The organism is Streptomyces koelreuteriae (assembly GCF_018604545.1).
Taxonomy (GTDB): Bacteria; Actinomycetota; Actinomycetes; order Streptomycetales; family Streptomycetaceae; genus Streptomyces; species Streptomyces koelreuteriae.
In genome coordinates, this window is the sequence record NZ_CP075896.1 from 5,191,688 (window position 1) to 5,206,601 (window position 14,914).

The 14,914-nt window shown below is 69.5% G+C and carries 16 protein-coding genes; 11 read left to right on the forward strand and 5 right to left on the reverse strand.

Annotation, left to right across the window (positions count from 1 at the left end):
- The first annotated feature begins 25 nt into the window (after window positions 1-25).
- Window positions 26-697, forward strand: coding sequence for an RDD family protein (locus tag KJK29_RS23435; protein WP_215121099.1), 672 nt, complete (start codon window positions 26-28; stop codon window positions 695-697).
- 35 nt (window positions 698-732) lie between these two features.
- Here KJK29_RS23435 and KJK29_RS23440 read toward each other — a convergent pair whose 3' ends face one another.
- A complete protein-coding gene (locus KJK29_RS23440; RefSeq protein WP_215121100.1) occupies window positions 733-1,011 on the reverse strand; it encodes a hypothetical protein in 279 nt (92 codons plus the stop codon).
- A 411-nt stretch (window positions 1,012-1,422) separates the two neighbouring features.
- On the opposite strand from KJK29_RS23440, the gene KJK29_RS23445 reads away from it, so the two are divergent.
- On the forward strand, window positions 1,423-3,783 hold the full coding sequence (locus KJK29_RS23445; protein WP_215121101.1) for an immune inhibitor A domain-containing protein: 2,361 nt from the start codon (window positions 1,423-1,425) through the stop codon (window positions 3,781-3,783).
- A gap of 122 nt (window positions 3,784-3,905) precedes the next feature.
- On the forward strand, window positions 3,906-4,247 hold the full coding sequence (locus tag KJK29_RS23450; RefSeq protein ID WP_215121102.1) for a hypothetical protein: 342 nt from the start codon (window positions 3,906-3,908) through the stop codon (window positions 4,245-4,247).
- 629 nt (window positions 4,248-4,876) lie between these two features.
- Here the strand turns inward: KJK29_RS23450 and KJK29_RS23455 are convergent.
- Window positions 4,877-5,467: a nicotinamidase gene (locus KJK29_RS23455; RefSeq protein WP_215121103.1), complete on the reverse strand. Its 591-nt coding sequence runs from the start codon at window positions 5,465-5,467 to the stop codon at window positions 4,877-4,879.
- Between the two features lie 113 nt (window positions 5,468-5,580).
- Window positions 5,581-6,927, reverse strand: a complete 1,347-nt coding sequence (locus tag KJK29_RS23460) for a nicotinate phosphoribosyltransferase (RefSeq protein WP_215121104.1) — start codon at window positions 6,925-6,927, stop codon at window positions 5,581-5,583.
- A gap of 104 nt (window positions 6,928-7,031) precedes the next feature.
- Here KJK29_RS23460 and clpS point away from each other — a divergent pair, with 104 nt between their 5' ends.
- From clpS to KJK29_RS23490, 7 genes are all read left to right on the forward strand, one after another.
- Window positions 7,032-7,340: an ATP-dependent Clp protease adapter ClpS gene (clpS, locus tag KJK29_RS23465; RefSeq protein WP_184593217.1), complete on the forward strand. Its 309-nt coding sequence runs from the start codon at window positions 7,032-7,034 to the stop codon at window positions 7,338-7,340.
- 32 nt (window positions 7,341-7,372) lie between these two features.
- The gene (locus KJK29_RS23470; protein ID WP_215121105.1) at window positions 7,373-7,981 is read left to right on the forward strand and encodes a DUF2017 domain-containing protein; all 609 of its coding nucleotides are present in this window, start codon (window positions 7,373-7,375) and stop codon (window positions 7,979-7,981) included.
- 376 nt (window positions 7,982-8,357) lie between these two features.
- Window positions 8,358-9,785 (forward strand): amino acid permease, encoded by a 1,428-nt coding sequence (locus KJK29_RS23475; protein ID WP_215121106.1) that lies wholly within the window; start codon window positions 8,358-8,360, stop codon window positions 9,783-9,785.
- A gap of 134 nt (window positions 9,786-9,919) precedes the next feature.
- Window positions 9,920-10,342: a Mov34/MPN/PAD-1 family protein gene (locus KJK29_RS23480; RefSeq protein ID WP_215121107.1), complete on the forward strand. Its 423-nt coding sequence runs from the start codon at window positions 9,920-9,922 to the stop codon at window positions 10,340-10,342.
- Window positions 10,343-10,474: 132 nt separating this feature from the next.
- Entirely contained in the window at window positions 10,475-10,570 is a 96-nt protein-coding gene (locus KJK29_RS39285; RefSeq protein ID WP_311125941.1) for a putative leader peptide, read from the forward strand.
- Window positions 10,571-10,687: 117 nt separating this feature from the next.
- Window positions 10,688-10,966, forward strand: a complete 279-nt coding sequence (locus KJK29_RS23485; protein ID WP_184593209.1) for a MoaD/ThiS family protein — start codon at window positions 10,688-10,690, stop codon at window positions 10,964-10,966.
- Window positions 10,967-10,972: 6 nt separating this feature from the next.
- On the forward strand, window positions 10,973-11,923 hold the full coding sequence (locus KJK29_RS23490; RefSeq protein WP_215121108.1) for a PLP-dependent cysteine synthase family protein: 951 nt from the start codon (window positions 10,973-10,975) through the stop codon (window positions 11,921-11,923).
- A gap of 55 nt (window positions 11,924-11,978) precedes the next feature.
- Here KJK29_RS23490 and KJK29_RS23495 read toward each other — a convergent pair whose 3' ends face one another.
- Window positions 11,979-12,422: a type II toxin-antitoxin system PemK/MazF family toxin gene (locus KJK29_RS23495; protein ID WP_215121109.1), complete on the reverse strand. Its 444-nt coding sequence runs from the start codon at window positions 12,420-12,422 to the stop codon at window positions 11,979-11,981.
- Window positions 12,423-12,636: 214 nt separating this feature from the next.
- Between KJK29_RS23495 and KJK29_RS23500 the strand changes: the two genes are divergently transcribed.
- Complete coding sequence (locus KJK29_RS23500) at window positions 12,637-13,389, forward strand: MBL fold metallo-hydrolase (protein ID WP_215121110.1); 753 nt, start codon at window positions 12,637-12,639, stop codon at window positions 13,387-13,389.
- 78 nt (window positions 13,390-13,467) lie between these two features.
- Here the strand turns inward: KJK29_RS23500 and KJK29_RS23505 are convergent, their stop codons facing one another.
- Window positions 13,468-14,730 (reverse strand): PTS transporter subunit EIIC, encoded by a 1,263-nt coding sequence (locus KJK29_RS23505; RefSeq protein WP_215121111.1) that lies wholly within the window; start codon window positions 14,728-14,730, stop codon window positions 13,468-13,470.
- Between the last annotated feature and the right edge of the window lie 184 nt (window positions 14,731-14,914).

Below are 14,914 nucleotides of genomic sequence, written 5' to 3' on the forward strand. Positions count from 1 at the left end.
GGGGGCTTCGCGGTCGACTCGGGCCATGAGCAGTGAACCGCCCCCCGGCTCCGGGCAGCAGCCCCCGGACGACGACCCGTTCAGGAAGCAGCCCCCGAACGAGCCGCCCGGTCAGGGCGCGGGCTCGCCCTACGGCAGCGAACCCCCGCCGTACCAGGGCGGCGGCGGGCCCTACGGTGGCCCCGGCGGCGGTCCCCAGGGCGGGGACCCGTACGGCGGCGGCTCCTACCCCACCGACCCCCTCGCCGGCATGCCCCCGCTCGCCGACAGCGGCAAGCGCACTCTCGCCCGCATCCTCGACATGATCCTGGTGGGCATCGTCGTCTGGCTGGTCACCTGGGGCTTCGGCGTCAACGAGTACGACGTGGACAGCGACCAGATCGAGGTCGGCAAGTCCTTCTGGCAGTCGGGGGTCGCCGCTGTCCTCTACATCGCCTACGACACCATCCTCATCGCCAGGACCGGCCAGACCCTCGGCAAGAAGCTGCTGCACATGCGCGTGGCCAACCTCGACAACGGCGCCACGCCCTCCGTGCAGAACTCGCTGCTGCGGGCCGCGGTGCTGTGGATCCCCTTCGCCTTCTGCTGCGCCTGTGTCTGGACCGCGGTCTGCGGCGGCTGGAGCTTCTTCGACCGGCCCTACAAGCAGGGCCTGCACGACAAGGCGGCCAAGACGGTCGTGGTCAGCACCGGTTGAGGCGTTCGTTCCCGCGGAGCGGGATCAGCCGGCGGTCAGGAGGCGGCCCGTTCGCGCACCGGCTTCGGGGCCGGTGCCGGGGCCGGGACCGAGGCCCGCAGGGGTTCCGCGGGGGCGGGCTGTTCCACGGCGGGCCGGCGTTTGCCGGGCAGCGGCACCGTCATGGCGACCAGCAGCCCGAGGGCGAGCGCGGCGAGGGCGATGATCGCGACCCCCACACCCGAACTCGTCTGTGACAGCAGCAGCATGGCGAGGGTCGAGAAGATCACGGTGCACGAACCGTAGGCGAGCTGTGCGGCAGTCGGACGGGGCATGGCCATCATGTCCTCGAAAAGTGGGGGTCCACGGGGGTGTCGGCCTGGCTTTCCGCCGCTTACCGAGCGTTCCGCCAAGTGACATTCTCAGGGGCAGGGTGCCCGAGCGGAACGTCCGGTAAGCGTGACCTAATCAACAGGTCCGGAGCACAGGGGGCGCACGGGGTCATGGCGTCCACCCAGTGGACATATGCGCGCGCCTGCTGCCAGGTGGGCATGCGGTTGGTTGTCCGCAAAACGAACGTGGACTCCGCATAGTGCACTTGACTTGTCCAAGTCAAGGTCTGTCTTTTCTGCTTAACCTCTAGTCAAATGTCGTCACTTGACTACACGCGTTGATCACGCGCGCGCGGACTCCTCCATATACGAGACCCCTTCCCCCGCGCGCTCGGACGCGGGGGAGGAACTCAAGTGACCAGTAGACCCTGGACGTTCAGAGCCGCCGCCATCGGTGTGGCGCTCGCGGCGGCCTCCGCCACCGTCTCCACCTACGCGGTGGCCCAGGCCGACGACGCCTCCGCTCCCCGGACCACCACCGTGGACCGGCACGACCCGGCGGAGCACCAGCACGACGAGCACAACCTCGAAGGCCCGCTGAGCAAGACCCAGGAGGCTCAGCGCCAGGAGGCCCTGAACCAGGTCATCTCCGGAAAGTCCACGGTCAAGAACCGTGAGGGCTCCAAGGTCGTCCAGCTCAAGAGCAAGAAGGGCGACAGCAAGTACGTCGAGCTCGGCCGCGAGAAGACCGACAAGATCTTTACGATCCTGGTCGAGTTCGGCGACCAGATCGACAGCAAGTACGGCGGCACCCCGGGCCCGCTGCACAACAAGATAGCCAAGCCCGACCGCAAGAAGGACAACTCCACGGCCTGGCGGGCGGACTACAACCAGAAGTACTTCGAGGACCTCTACTTCGGCACCGGCAAGAACACCGAGTCGGTCAAGAAGTACTACGAGAAGCAGTCCTCGGGCCGTTACTCGGTCGAGGGCGAGGTCTCCGACTGGGTCAAGGTCCCCTACAACGAGGCCCGTTACGGCAACAACGCCTGCGGCGACACCAACTGCCCGAGCGTGTGGAACGTCGTCAGCGACGGTCTGACCTCGTGGGTCGCGCAGCAGAAGGCCGCCGGCAAGACCGACGCCGAGATCAAGGCGGACGTCAAGCAGTACGACCAGTGGGACCGCTACGACTTCGACGGCGACGGCGACTTCAACGAGTCCGACGGCTACATCGACCACTTCCAGGTCGTGCACGCCGGTGAGGACGAGTCCGCGGGCGGCGGCGCGCAGGGCACCGACGCGATCTGGGCCCACCGCTGGTACGCCTTCGGCACCGACGCCGGCGCCACCGGCCCCGCCGACAACAAGCTCGGCGGCGCGAAGATCGGCGACACCGGCATCTGGGTCGGTGACTACACCGTCCAGCCCGAGAACGGCGGACTCGGCGTCTACGCCCACGAGTACGGCCACGACCTCGGTCTGCCGGACCATTACGACACCACCGGAGCCGGCGACAACTCCACCGGCTTCTGGACCCTGATGTCCTCCGGCTCCTGGCTCGGCACCGGCAAGAACGAGATCGGTGACCTGCCCGGCGACATGACCGCCTGGGACAAGATGCAGCTGGGCTGGCTCAAGTACGACACCGCGAAGGCCGCGACGAACTCGTGGCACAAGCTGGGGGTCGCGGAGTACAACACGAAGCACAAGCAGGGCCTCGTGGTGGAGCTGCCGAAGAAGGCCGTCACCACCGAGCTGGTCACCCCGGCCCAGGGCGCCACCCAGTGGTGGAGCGGCAGCGGCAACGACCTCAAGAACACGCTGGCCCGGTCCGTCGACCTGACCGGCAAGAAGTCGGCGTCGCTGACCCTCGACGGCTGGTACGAGATCGAGGCCAACTACGACCACCTCTACGCCGAGGTGTCGACCGACGGCGGCGCCAACTTCACCGCCCTGGACGGCACGGTGGACGGCCGGCCGATCCCGCGTGACGGCAGCGACAAGCCGGCGCTGACCGGCACGGTCGACGGCTACAAGAAGCTGGCGTACTCCCTGGACGCCTACGCGGGCAAGAAGATCGACCTGCGCTTCCGCTACCAGACCGACGGCGGCCTGGCGATGAAGGGCTTCGCGGGCGACCGCATCACCGTCACCGCCGACGGCGCCGCCGTGTTCTCCGACGACGCCGAGTCCGCGGACGCGGCCTGGACGGCGAAGGGCTTCTCCCGCATGGGCGCGTCCTTCACCAAGGACTACGCGCAGTACTACATCGCGGAGAACCGCCAGTACGTGTCGTACGACAAGACCCTCAAGGTCGGCCCGTACAACTTCGGCTTCGCCACGACCCGTCCGGACTGGGTGGAGCACTACCCGTACCAGAACGGTCTGTTGATCTGGAAGTGGGACACCTCCCAGGCGGACAACAACACCAGCGACCACCCGGGCACGGGTCTGCTGCTGCCCGTCGACTCGCACTCGAAGGCCTTGAAGTGGTCCGACGGCACGCTGATGCGCAACCGGATCCAGGCCTACGACTCGCCCTTCAGCCTCTACGGCACGGACGGCATCAAGCTGCACAACGCGGGCGTCGTGACCCGCGTCCCGTCGTCGAAGGGGGTGTCGGTCTTCAACGACCGGAAGAACACCTACTACGACGAGACGAACAAGACCGGCGGCGTCAAGATCACTGACACCAACACGAAGATCAAGATCATCAAGGAGGCGAAGGACGGCTCGACGATCGAGCTCGAGGTCGCCCCCGCAGCGAAGTAAAACGCGTTTTCCCAGCTCAGAGCATGATCGGCGGTGACCCCCTGGCGGGTCACCGCCGATCCGTGTTTAGGTGCGTCCTGTGGTTCTCTTATTGACACCGACCGACACGGGGGGATGACCGCATGGCCGCAGGAGGCTTCTGCAAGCTGCCGAACGGCACGGTGGTGGTGGCACTGAACCTGCCCAGCCCCGCCGCCGACGGCCCCGGCTGCGTCCGCGTGCTCGTCCACTCGGCCAACCGCGCCCGAGCCCTGACCAGGCTCCGCAACCTCGGCCTGCGCGCCGTCTACCTGCGCGGCAACGCCGCCCCACCGACCCCCGACGAGGTCACGGCCGTCCTCCACCACCCCGACGGCCTCATATGGCGCACGGCCCCTGACAACGGTGTCCTCGCCCCGGACCTCACCACGGAACTCTGGCGCCCGATCAGATCCCTCCTGAGACGCCCGACGGCCCAGACCTGACCCCACGCCCCTGGGAGCGCACCCACGCACCCCCGGCCGCCCACCACCCGGCGTGCGGCCCGGGGCCGGTACCGCGAGGGCTGCGACTCGGCTTGCGGTGGGCGTGGCCCGCCCGGCCGCCCGCTGCCCGGGCGCGATCGGACCGCCCGCCACGGCCCAGGGCCGGTCCGCGCATGGCTGCGGATCAGCCCGCGACGGGGCATGGCCCGCCCGGGGCCGCAGAGGGCCTGGTGGCTCGCCGACCCCAGCCGGATGGCCCTCGCCCGGTGGCCCGTGGTCGTCCCGCGACAGGCCCGGGCCGGGATGCGCTCGGATGTGCCTCCACCGGGGCCCACCGGGCGATTGCCGGCCGTCCGGCCGGGCGGGATTCTGCGGCCGGGGGACGCCGCCGGGGCCTGTCCGCCGCTGCACAGCCTGGGTGCGGGTTTCGCTCGGGTCTGAAAGCTCGCCGTCCGGGCGGGACCCCACCACCGCCGCGAAGCGCCCGCAGCGGCTTGGCGTGCGGTGGGGCGCGGCCCGCCCTGGGCCTGATCACGGCCTCGGCCGTGTGTGGCCCCCGACCCGAGCCGGATACGCCCAGCCGAGAGTCGGGGTCTACGGTCGGCCCCGGCTCTCCGTCCGCCGGACCCCTACTGGACGACCGGCTTCCCCGACAGCTCCACGCCCGCCTCGCGGAGCTCCTCCAGGGCTCGCTCGGTGGTTTCCTGGGAGACGCCTGCCGTGAGGTCGAGGAGGACCTGGGTGCGGAAGCCCTCGCGGGACGCGTCCAGGGCTGTGGCGCGGACGCAGTGGTCCGTGGCGATGCCGACGACGTCCACCTCCGTCACGTCTCGGGAGCGGAGCCAGTCGGCCAGGTTCGTGCCGTTCTCGTCCGCCCCCTCGAAGCCGCTGTACGCCGCCGAGTACGCCCCCTTGTCGAACACGGCGTCGATCGAGCCGGAGGCGACCGCGGGGGCGAAATTGGGGTGGAAGCCGACGCCCTCCGTGCCCGCGACGCAGTGCGCGGGCCAGGAGTGGACGTAGTCCGGGTTCGTGGAGAAGTGGCCGCCGGGAGCGATGTGGTGGTCGCGGGTGGCCACGACGTGCTGGTAGCCGGACCCGGCCGCCTGCCCGATCAGCTCCGTCACGGCGGCGGCCACATCGGCACCGCCGGACACCGCGAGGCTGCCCCCCTCGCAGAAGTCGTTCTGCACGTCTACGACGATCAAGGCGCGGCGCATGGTCGGTGTCCTTCGGCTATGAGGTCGGCAAGCCCGGCCGGTGAACTTCCGAGCCTATTGACAGAGGGGAGAGGGCGGGAGGGGAACGGGTCGGCGCAACGCGGCACACCGCATTAGCTACCCGAGGCGCCGTGCGCGTACTCCGTGGGAAGGACGGGCTCCCCGCGCGAGAGCTGCGTGGCCGACATCGGGAGCCCGGCGCGCGCCGCCGTGTGCCGCTCGCGCGCCGCGTCCAGCGGCTCGCGCGCCACCACCTCGCCCCCCTTGACCAGCTCCACCAGCAGCTGCCGGTCCGCGAGAGCGGCCGGCACCGGCCCCGTGCCGATCACCTCGGCCTCGGCGACCCCGTAGGCGTCCAGCCGCCGCGCGGCCCACTTGCGTCCGCCCACCGACGTCTTGCCCCCGGTCGACCGCTTCGCCACCGGCACCAGCGGTGCCCGCGGGCCGGTGGACTCGGCCCGCGCGACCAGCTTGTAGACCATCGAGGACGTCGGATGCCCGGAACCGGTCACCAGCTGCGTACCGACGCCGTACGCGTCCACCGGCGCCGCCGCCAGCGAGGCGATCGCGTACTCGTCCAGATCCGAGGTCACCACGATCTTCGTACCGGTCGCCCCCAGCTCGTCGAGCTGCTGCCGCACCCGGTGCGCCACCAGCAGCAGATCACCGGAGTCGATCCGTACGGCCCCGAGGTCGGTGCCGGCGACCTCCACGGCCGTGCGCACGGCCTCGGCGACGTCGTAGGTGTCGACGAGCAGGGTCGTGCCCCGGCCCAGCGTGTTCACCTGGGCCTGGAAGGCGTCCCGCTCGCTGTCGTGCAGCAGCGTGAAGGCGTGCGCGGAGGTGCCGACGGTCGGGATGCCGTAGCGGAAACCGGCGGCGAGGTCGGAGGTGGTGGCGAAGCCGCCGACGTACGCGGCCCGGGAGGCCGCCACCGCCGCCAGCTCGTGCGTGCGCCGGGCGCCCATCTCGATCAGCGGCCGGCCCCCGGCGGCCGCCGACATCCGCGAGGCCGCCGCGGCGATCGCCGAGTCGTGGTTGAGGATCGAGAGGATCACCGTCTCCAGCATCACGCACTCGGCGAAGGTGCCCTCGACGCGCATGATCGGCGAGCCCGGGAAGTACACCTCGCCCTCGGGGTAGCCCCAGATGTCCCCGCTGAAGCGGTAGCCGGCGAGCCATGCGAGGGTCTGCTCGTCCACGATCTCCCGCTCGCGCAGGAAGCCGAGGACGTCCGGGTCGAAGCGGAAGTTCTCCACCGCGTCCAGCACCCGGCCGGTGCCCGCCACGACGCCGTAGCGGCGCCCGTTCGGCAGCCTTCGGGTGAAGACCTCGAACACGCTCCGCCGCTCGGCCGTGCCCGCCTCGAGCGCGGCCCGCAGCATCGTCAGCTCGTACTGGTCCGTGAAGAGCGCCGTCGAGGGAACGTCCACCGGCAGCCCAAGGTCCGCTGTGTTCATGGCAGGATCGTACCCCCATTTCGTCAGTCTGACGATTTGCATCAAGACTCCGTGCCCGCAAGCCCGTTTGTGCGACTACCCCCCTCGGGTGGCAGCATGGGCATGTGACGTCACCCGCACCCCTGGAGATCGAACGCACCGAGTCGGCGGAGGAGGTCTTCGCCGTCCCCGAGCCGGACCTCCCCTGGGTCACGATCGTCCACAACGACCCGGTCAACCTCATGAGCTATGTGACGTACGTCTTCCAGACGTATTTCGGCTACTCCAAGGACAAGGCCACCAAGCTCATGATGGACGTCCACCACAAGGGCCGGGCGGTCGTCTCCAGCGGCAGCCGCGAGGAGATGGAACGCGACGTGCAGGCCATGCACGGCTACGGCCTGTGGGCCACTCTCCAGCAGGACCGCAAGTAGCCAGCACCCCGCCCAGCAGCGAAAAGGCGTTCATGCCCGGAACCTTCGAACCGCTTCCCGGCGGCGGCGCGGCCGTCGCCCTCGACGACGTCGAGATCTCCATCATCCGGTCGCTGGCCGTCCAGCTCCTGGAGCTCATCGGCCCCGGCCCCGGCGAGGACGCCTCCGACGACCCGCTCGCCGAGCTGTTCGCCGAGGGCCCGAGCGAGCCTCCCTCCGACCCGGTGCTCAAGCGGCTCTTCCCGGACGCCTACAGCGACCCCGAGCAGAGCGCCTCGCCCCGCGACGCCGAGGAGCAGCGGGCGTACTCCGCGGAGTTCCGCCGCTACACGGAGAACGACCTGCGGGCCGGCAAGCGCGACAGCGCCCTCGCGGTGATCCGCTCCCTGGACGCGCTCTCCTCGGCCGCGGCCGGCGAGGGCGGGGCCGTGCTGAAGCTGTCGCCGGAGGAGTCCCAGCGGTGGCTCGGCGCGCTGAACGATCTGCGGCTCGCGATCGGCTCGCGGCTGGAAATCACCGACGAGGAGGACAGCGACCTCCTCTACCGCCTCCCGGACGAGGACCCGCGCAAGCCCATGGTGATGGCGTACCTGTGGCTGGGTGGACTCCAGGAGACGCTGGTCGGAACGCTAATGCCCTGATCAGTGCGGGTCTTGTGACCGGCGGGTGACCGATCGGTGTTCGCGCGGTGTTCGCTCAGGGGACACTCAAATCCGGATAACGATCGCGTCACCGCGCCCGCCTTCTATGCCGTCTTCGGCTGCGCTTTGTCCGGTTCTCCCTGTGTGGTGCGTCACAAATCAGCCATGTGATCAATGTTGCGGCCGTGATAAATCTTCACGACCGCCCGGCCGACACCACCCGAATGTCCGGCCGGGTGCGCCACCGAGCCGGCAACCGCCGGCCAGGCACGAGCGGCCCTCCGGGGCCCGCTCAGCTCCATCATTCCGGGGGGATCGAGACCCGATCCGAGGCCGAGGAGAGGCCTGGATCGGCATGGAGAAAGGCGCACCACACATGACCTCTGCGCAGGTCGACACGGAAAACGTCCCCGAAGAGGGGTACGAGCGAGGGCTCGGCAGCCGCCAGGTCCAGATGATCGCGATCGGCGGCGCCATCGGCGTCGGCCTGTTCATGGGTGCCGGAGCGAACATCGCCAAGGCGGGCCCCAGCATCATCCTCATGTACGCCCTCGCGGGCGTCGTCATCTTCTTCATCATGCGGGCCCTGGGCGAGCTGCTCCTCTACCGGCCCGTCTCCGGCTCCTTCGCCGAGTACGCCCGCGAGTTCCTCGGCCCGTTCTTCGGGTTCGTCACGGGCTGGACGTACTGGCTCATGTGGGTGGTCACCGGCATGGCCGAGCTCACGGCCGCCGCGATCTACATCCACTTCTGGTTCCCGGAGATCCCGCAGTGGGTCAGCGCCCTGGCGTTCCTCGTGGTGCTCTTCGGCGTCAACCTGATCTCCGTCAAGATCTTCGGCGAGGTCGAGTTCTGGTTCTCGATGATCAAGGTCACGGCCATCATCGGCATGATCGTCATCGGCCTCGGCGTGCTCACCCTCGGCTTCTCCGACGCCGGTGACACCGCCACCGTCTCCAACCTCTGGGCGCACGACGGCTTCTTCCCGAACGGCATCGGCTCCAGCCTGATGACGCTCCAGGGCGTCATGTTCGCCTACCTCGCCGTCGAGCTCGTCGGCGTCACCGCGGGCGAGTCCGAGAACCCCGAGAAGACCCTGCCCAAGGCCATCAACACCCTGCCCTGGCGCATCATCGTCTTCTACGTCGGCGCCCTGCTGGTGATCCTCTCCGTGGTCAAGTGGACCGAGTTCTCCGCCGGCGAGAGCCCCTTCGTCCACGCGTTCGGCAAGATCGGCATCCCGCTCGCCGCGGGCATCGTCAACTTCGTGGTGCTCACCGCGGCCCTGTCGTCCTGCAACTCGGGCATGTACTCCACCGGCCGGATGCTGCGCGACCTCGCGTCCAACAGCGAGGCCCCGCAGGCCTTCGGCAAGCTCAACGCCCGCAAGACGCCCGCCGTCGGCATCTCGGTCTCCGTGGCGCTCATGGGCATCGGCGTCGTCCTGAACTACGTCGTCCCGGAGAAGGCGTTCCTCTACGTCACCTCCGTCGCCACCGCGGCCGGCATCTGGACCTGGATGATGATCCTCGTCAGCCACATCCGCTACCGCGCCGCGGTCGACGCGGGCCGGCTGCGCGCCTCGTCCTTCCCCGCCCCCGGCGGAGCGCTCTTCAGCTGGGTCGCGCTCCTCTTCCTCATCGGCGTGACCTTCATGATCGCGTACGACAAGGACGCGCGGATCTGCCTGTACGTCGCCGCCGGCTGGGCCGTCGCCCTCGGCGTCGGCTGGAGGGTCCTCAAGAGCCGCAACCCGCAGATCGCCGAGCGCCGCGGCGACGCGGAGTTCGAGAAGGTCGGCTGACCAACCCCGCAGGACGCCCAGCCGCAGGGAGTACTCGTGGCACTCCCTGCGGCTGCCGCTCAGGGCGTCCGGCATATGGGCCGTTCCGTACCAACCCTCGGTACGGAACGGCCCTTCTGCTTATCCTGACCGGCATGCTGACCATCACCCAGGCCCTCGTCGACCAGATCGTCGCCCACGCGCGCAAGGACCACCCCGACGAGGCGTGCGGCGTGATCGCGGGCCCCGAGGGCTCGGACCGCCCCGAGCGCTTCATCCCGATGCTGAACGCGGCCATGTCGCCCACGTTCTACGAGTTCGACTCCGGCGATCTGCTCAAGCTCTACCGCGAGATGGACGACCGCGACGAGGAGCCGGTGGTCGTCTACCACTCCCACACGGCGACCGAGGCCTACCCCTCCCGCACCGACATCTCCTACGCGAACGAGCCGGGCGCCCACTACGTCCTCGTCTCCACCGCCGACACGGACGGGGCCGGTGACTTCCAGTTCCGCTCGTTCCGTATCGTCGAGGGCGTGGTCACGGAGGAAGAGGTCCGGATCGTCGAGGCCTACTGAGCAGGCCTGAAGCAGGCTCTCGGCAAGCCCAGAACAAGCTCTGAGCAGCGCGGTCTCATTCCCCGGCCTCGAACCGTCCGCGATGTGGGATCACATTCCAGTACCCGGACCGGGAATCGATACGATGACCCCATGGTTTTCCACGACGTGAGCGACAAGACGCCGGGCGAGCTGCTCGTGGCGCGGCTGCACGTCGACCTGTGCAGGCTCGCCAGCGCCATCTGTTGACGCAGGTCCCTGCCGCCGTACGGCCGTGAGCCGCGGCGCTGCACACACGCACCAGCCCGGCTGTTCCTGCGCTGCCGCGCGCCCCGACCGACTACTCCCGACAGGAGCCCTGAAGCCATGGCCATCGAGGTCCGCATCCCGACCATCCTCCGCACGTACACCGACGGTCAGAAGGCGGTGGAGGCCAGCGGTGACACCCTCGCCGAGCTGTTCACCGACCTCGAGACCCGGCACGCCGGCATCCAGGCCCGCATCGTCGACGGCGACCAGCTGCGCCGCTTCGTGAACGTGTACCTGAACGACGAGGACGTCCGCTTCCTCGACGGCATCAACACCAAGCTGTCGGACGGCGACAACGTCACGATCCTGCCGGCCGTGGCCGGCGGCATGGTCTGATCACTCATGCGCTACGACTCACCCCTGGCCGCGGTGGGCAACACCCCCCTGGTGCGCCTGCCGCGGCTGTCGCCGTCCCCCGACGTCCGTATCTGGGCGAAGCTGGAGGACCGCAACCCCACCGGCTCGGTCAAGGACCGTCCGGCCCTGCACATGATCGAGCAGGCGGAGAAGGACGGCCGCCTCACCCCGGGCTGCACCATCCTGGAGCCCACCTCGGGCAACACCGGCATCTCGCTGGCCATGGCGGCCAAGCTCAAGGGCTACCGCATCGTCTGCGTGATGCCGGAGAACACCTCCCAGGAGCGCCGGGACCTGCTGGCCATGTGGGGCGCCGAGATCGTCTCCTCCCCGGCCGCGGGCGGCTCCAACACCGCCGTGCGCGTCGCCAAGGAGCTCTCGGCCGAGCACCCGGACTGGGTGATGCTGTACCAGTACGGCAACCCGGACAACGCCGGCGCCCACTACGCGACGACGGGCCCGGAGATCCTCGCCGACCTGCCCTCCGTCACCCACTTCGTGGCGGGCCTTGGCACCACGGGCACGCTCATGGGCGTGGGCCGCTTCCTGCGCGAGCACAAGCCGGACGTCCAGATCGTCGCCGCCGAACCGCGCTACGACGACCTGGTCTACGGCCTGCGCAACCTCGACGAGGGCTTCGTCCCCGAGCTGTACGACGCCTCCGTCCTCACCAGCCGCTTCTCGGTCGGCTCGGCCGACGCGGTCACCCGCACCCGGGAGTTGCTCCAGCAGGAGGGCATCTTCGCCGGCGTCTCGACGGGCGCCGCGCTGCACGCCGCGCTCGGCATGGGCCGCAAGGCCGTGAAGGCCGGTGAGCAGGCCGACATCGTCTTCGTCGTCGCGGACGGCGGCTGGAAGTACCTGTCGACGGGCGTCTACACGGCGGCCACGACGGAAGAGGCGATCGAGACGCTCCAGGGACAGCTCTGGGCGTAGCGCACACCGACAGACAGGAAGGGCTGGGGCCATCGCGCTCCAGCCTTCTTGTGTCTCACCCCGCCAGATACCGCACCCGGTCCCACAGCGCCGGGTCCACCACCCCGACCCGGCGCCGGAAGCCCCACACCGGGACCTCCCGCAGCTCGTCCGTCTCCAGGAAGCTCGCGCGGCCCCTGGCATCGCCGACCGAGCCCGGCGGCAGCGGGATGACCCCGCCCCGCTCGTCCCGGAACCGCGTGGTGATCTTCACGACGGTCGCCCGCTCCCCGCGCACCGCCAGCACCAGACACGGCCGGTCCTTCGTCCGCGCCTCGTCCTCGTAGGGCACGTCCGCCCACCAGATCTCCGCCGGCTGCGGCAGCCCCGCCACCGCGGTGGCCGGTGCCACCCGCCTGCCTCGCCGCGCCGACGAGCGGCGCCCCCAGCCGTCTACGAGCGTGGCGACGAGCGCGAGCAGTACCACCGCGGCGAGCGCCAGCCACCAGGACGTGTCCATACTGAGACGTTACCGGCGCCATCCCTCCCGTGCGCCCTTCCTCACAAGGATCACGCCCCGCCCTGCCGCCCGAACCGGTGACACCACAGGTGAGTTCGCCCACAACAGCCCTTGGCGGAGGAGCTACCGGAGGTTTTGCGCCTTACGCTCGACAAACCGCACGACCCCCGACGCCCCTTACACAGACTTTCCCGCCAGCGGAGGTTTCTGCTTCATGAAGCTCACCGTCGTCGGCTGCTCGGGGTCGTTCCCGTCCGCGGAATCGGCCTGCTCGAGCTACCTCGTCGAGGCCGACGGCTTCCGGCTGCTTCTCGACATGGGCAACGGTGCCCTGGGCGAGCTGCAGCGCCACTGCGGTCTCTACGACCTCGACGCGATCTTCCTCAGCCATCTGCACGCCGACCACTGCATCGACATGTGCGCGTACTTCGTCGCGCGCTACTACCGCCACGACGGCGGCCGCTGCGACCCGCTCCCGGTCTACGGACCCGAGGGCACCGAACACCGGCTGACCACCGCCTACGCGGACACCCCCTCCGCCTCCTCCATGAGTGAGGTCTTCGACTTCCACACGGTCAAGCCGTCCACGTTCGAGATCGGCCCCTTCACGGTGCACACCGAGCGGGTGGCCCACCCCGTGGAGGCGTACGGCATCCGCATCGAACACGACGGCAAGGTGCTGACGTACTCCGGCGACACGGGCATCAGCCCCGCCCTGGACGAACTCGCCCGGGACGCCGACCTGTTCCTGTGCGAAGCCGCGTTCACGCACGGCAAGGAGAACATCCCCGACCTGCACCTCAACGGCCGAGAGGCGGGTGAGACCGCTGCCCGGGCAGGCGCCCGGCACCTGGTCCTCACCCACATCCCGCCGTGGACGGACCCCCAGGTCAACGTCGACGACGCCCGCGCGGTCTACGACGGTCCGGTGGCCCTGGCGGCACCGCGGCAGACGTACGAGGTCTGAGCTCCGCGCCCTTGAGGCCCACGCGCGCGAAGGCCCCGGAACCAGCAGTCGGTTCCGGGGCCTTCGTCGTGCCGCGTGCTACTTGGCCTCGGCCTTCTGCAACTCGGCGAGTTCCTCGTCGGACTCGCGGCCCGGCGTCGGCAGGTTGAACTTGGTGATCGCGAAGCGGAAGACCACGTAGTAGACCGCCGCGAAGCACAGGCCCACCAGGGCCAGGCCCCACGGGTTGGTCGCGATGCCCAGGTTCAGACCGAAGTCGATCGCGCCGGCCGAGAAGCCGAAGCCGTCCTTCATGCCGAGCGCCCAGGTCAGTGCCATCGAGACACCGGTGAGCACGGCGTGGATCGCGTACAGCACCGGGGCGATGAACATGAAGGTGAACTCGATCGGCTCGGTGACACCGGTGACGAAGGAGGTCAGCGCGAGGGAGAGCATCATGCCGCCGACGACCTTGCGGCGCTCGGGGCGGGCGCAGTGCACGATGGCGAGGCAGGCCGCGGGCAGGGCGAACATCATGATCGGGAAGAAGCCGGTCATGAACTGCCCGGCGGTCGGGTCACCGGCCAGGAAGCGCGCGATGTCACCGCTCTTGCCCTCGTAGGAGCCGGCCTGGAGCCAGGGGAAGGAGTTCAGCAGGTGGTGCATGCCCACCGGGATCAGCGCCCGGTTGGCGACGCCGAAGATGCCCGCGCCGACGGCCCCGGAGCCGACCAGCCACTCACCGAAGTTGTGCAGCGCCGTGCCGAGGACCGGCCAGATGTAGCCGAAGACGATCCCGATGAACAGGCCCGCGAAGGCGGACAGGATCGGAACCAGGCGCCGCCCGCCGAAGAAGCCCGCCCAGTCCGGCAGCTTGGTGCGGTAGAAGCGCTGGTAGAGCAGCGCGACGACGAGGCCCATCACCACACCGCCCAGCACCTTGGCGTCGGCCGGGGCCTCCACCATGACGGCCTTGCCGTCGACGGCCGCCGCCACCTTCGGCAGGGTCGGGTCGGTGAAGGTGGCCAGCACGCCCTTGAAGACCAGATAGCCGACAACCGCGGCCAGGGCGGTCGAGCCGTCCGCCTTCTTCGCGAAGCCGATCGCGATGCCCACGGCGAACAGCAGCGGCATGTTGTCCAGGATCGCGTTGCCGCCCGCGGTCATGAAGCTCGCGATCCGGGTGATGAACTCCGGGAACGACTCCCGCCCCAGCATGTCGGTGTTGCCGAGGCGGACCAGGAGGGCGGCGGCCGGCAGCACGGCGACGGGCAGCATCAGGCTGCGCCCGATACGCTGCAGGACCGCCATCACCGCAGCCCCCTTCTTCGGGCTCGCGGGCGCGGCTGTGTCTGTGGACATGAACTTCCTCCAGGGGGCACGGCGCCGCCCAGGAAGAGTTCGACGGGGGACGGCGGCGTCTCAACAAGGGGAGCGCGGATACACCGCGCGTCCTCCACCGGTGAGTGGTGTAGACCAGTTGTAGCACGGTAGGCCGAACGAGTGGAACCCGCGAATTCCACCCCCTTTGTCGAGAGGTGGAAGT

Coding starts and splice junctions, on each gene's coding strand:
- KJK29_RS23460 (WP_215121104.1), bottom strand. CDS start 6,927: ATGAACACAGCGGACCTTGGGCTGCCGGTGGACGTTCCCTCGACGGCG.
- KJK29_RS23490 (WP_215121108.1), top strand. CDS start 10,973: ATGCGCTACGACTCACCCCTGGCCGCGGTGGGCAACACCCCCCTGGTG.
- KJK29_RS23495 (WP_215121109.1), bottom strand. CDS start 12,422: ATGGACACGTCCTGGTGGCTGGCGCTCGCCGCGGTGGTACTGCTCGCG.
- KJK29_RS23475 (WP_215121106.1), top strand. CDS start 8,358: ATGACCTCTGCGCAGGTCGACACGGAAAACGTCCCCGAAGAGGGGTAC.
- KJK29_RS23435 (WP_215121099.1), top strand. CDS start 26: ATGAGCAGTGAACCGCCCCCCGGCTCCGGGCAGCAGCCCCCGGACGAC.
- KJK29_RS23470 (WP_215121105.1), top strand. CDS start 7,373: ATGCCCGGAACCTTCGAACCGCTTCCCGGCGGCGGCGCGGCCGTCGCC.
- KJK29_RS23480 (WP_215121107.1), top strand. CDS start 9,920: ATGCTGACCATCACCCAGGCCCTCGTCGACCAGATCGTCGCCCACGCG.
- KJK29_RS23485 (WP_184593209.1), top strand. CDS start 10,688: ATGGCCATCGAGGTCCGCATCCCGACCATCCTCCGCACGTACACCGAC.
- KJK29_RS23450 (WP_215121102.1), top strand. CDS start 3,906: ATGGCCGCAGGAGGCTTCTGCAAGCTGCCGAACGGCACGGTGGTGGTG.
- KJK29_RS23440 (WP_215121100.1), bottom strand. CDS start 1,011: ATGCCCCGTCCGACTGCCGCACAGCTCGCCTACGGTTCGTGCACCGTG.
- KJK29_RS23455 (WP_215121103.1), bottom strand. CDS start 5,467: ATGCGCCGCGCCTTGATCGTCGTAGACGTGCAGAACGACTTCTGCGAG.
- KJK29_RS23500 (WP_215121110.1), top strand. CDS start 12,637: ATGAAGCTCACCGTCGTCGGCTGCTCGGGGTCGTTCCCGTCCGCGGAA.
- KJK29_RS23505 (WP_215121111.1), bottom strand. CDS start 14,730: ATGTCCACAGACACAGCCGCGCCCGCGAGCCCGAAGAAGGGGGCTGCG.
- KJK29_RS39285 (WP_311125941.1), top strand. CDS start 10,475: ATGGTTTTCCACGACGTGAGCGACAAGACGCCGGGCGAGCTGCTCGTG.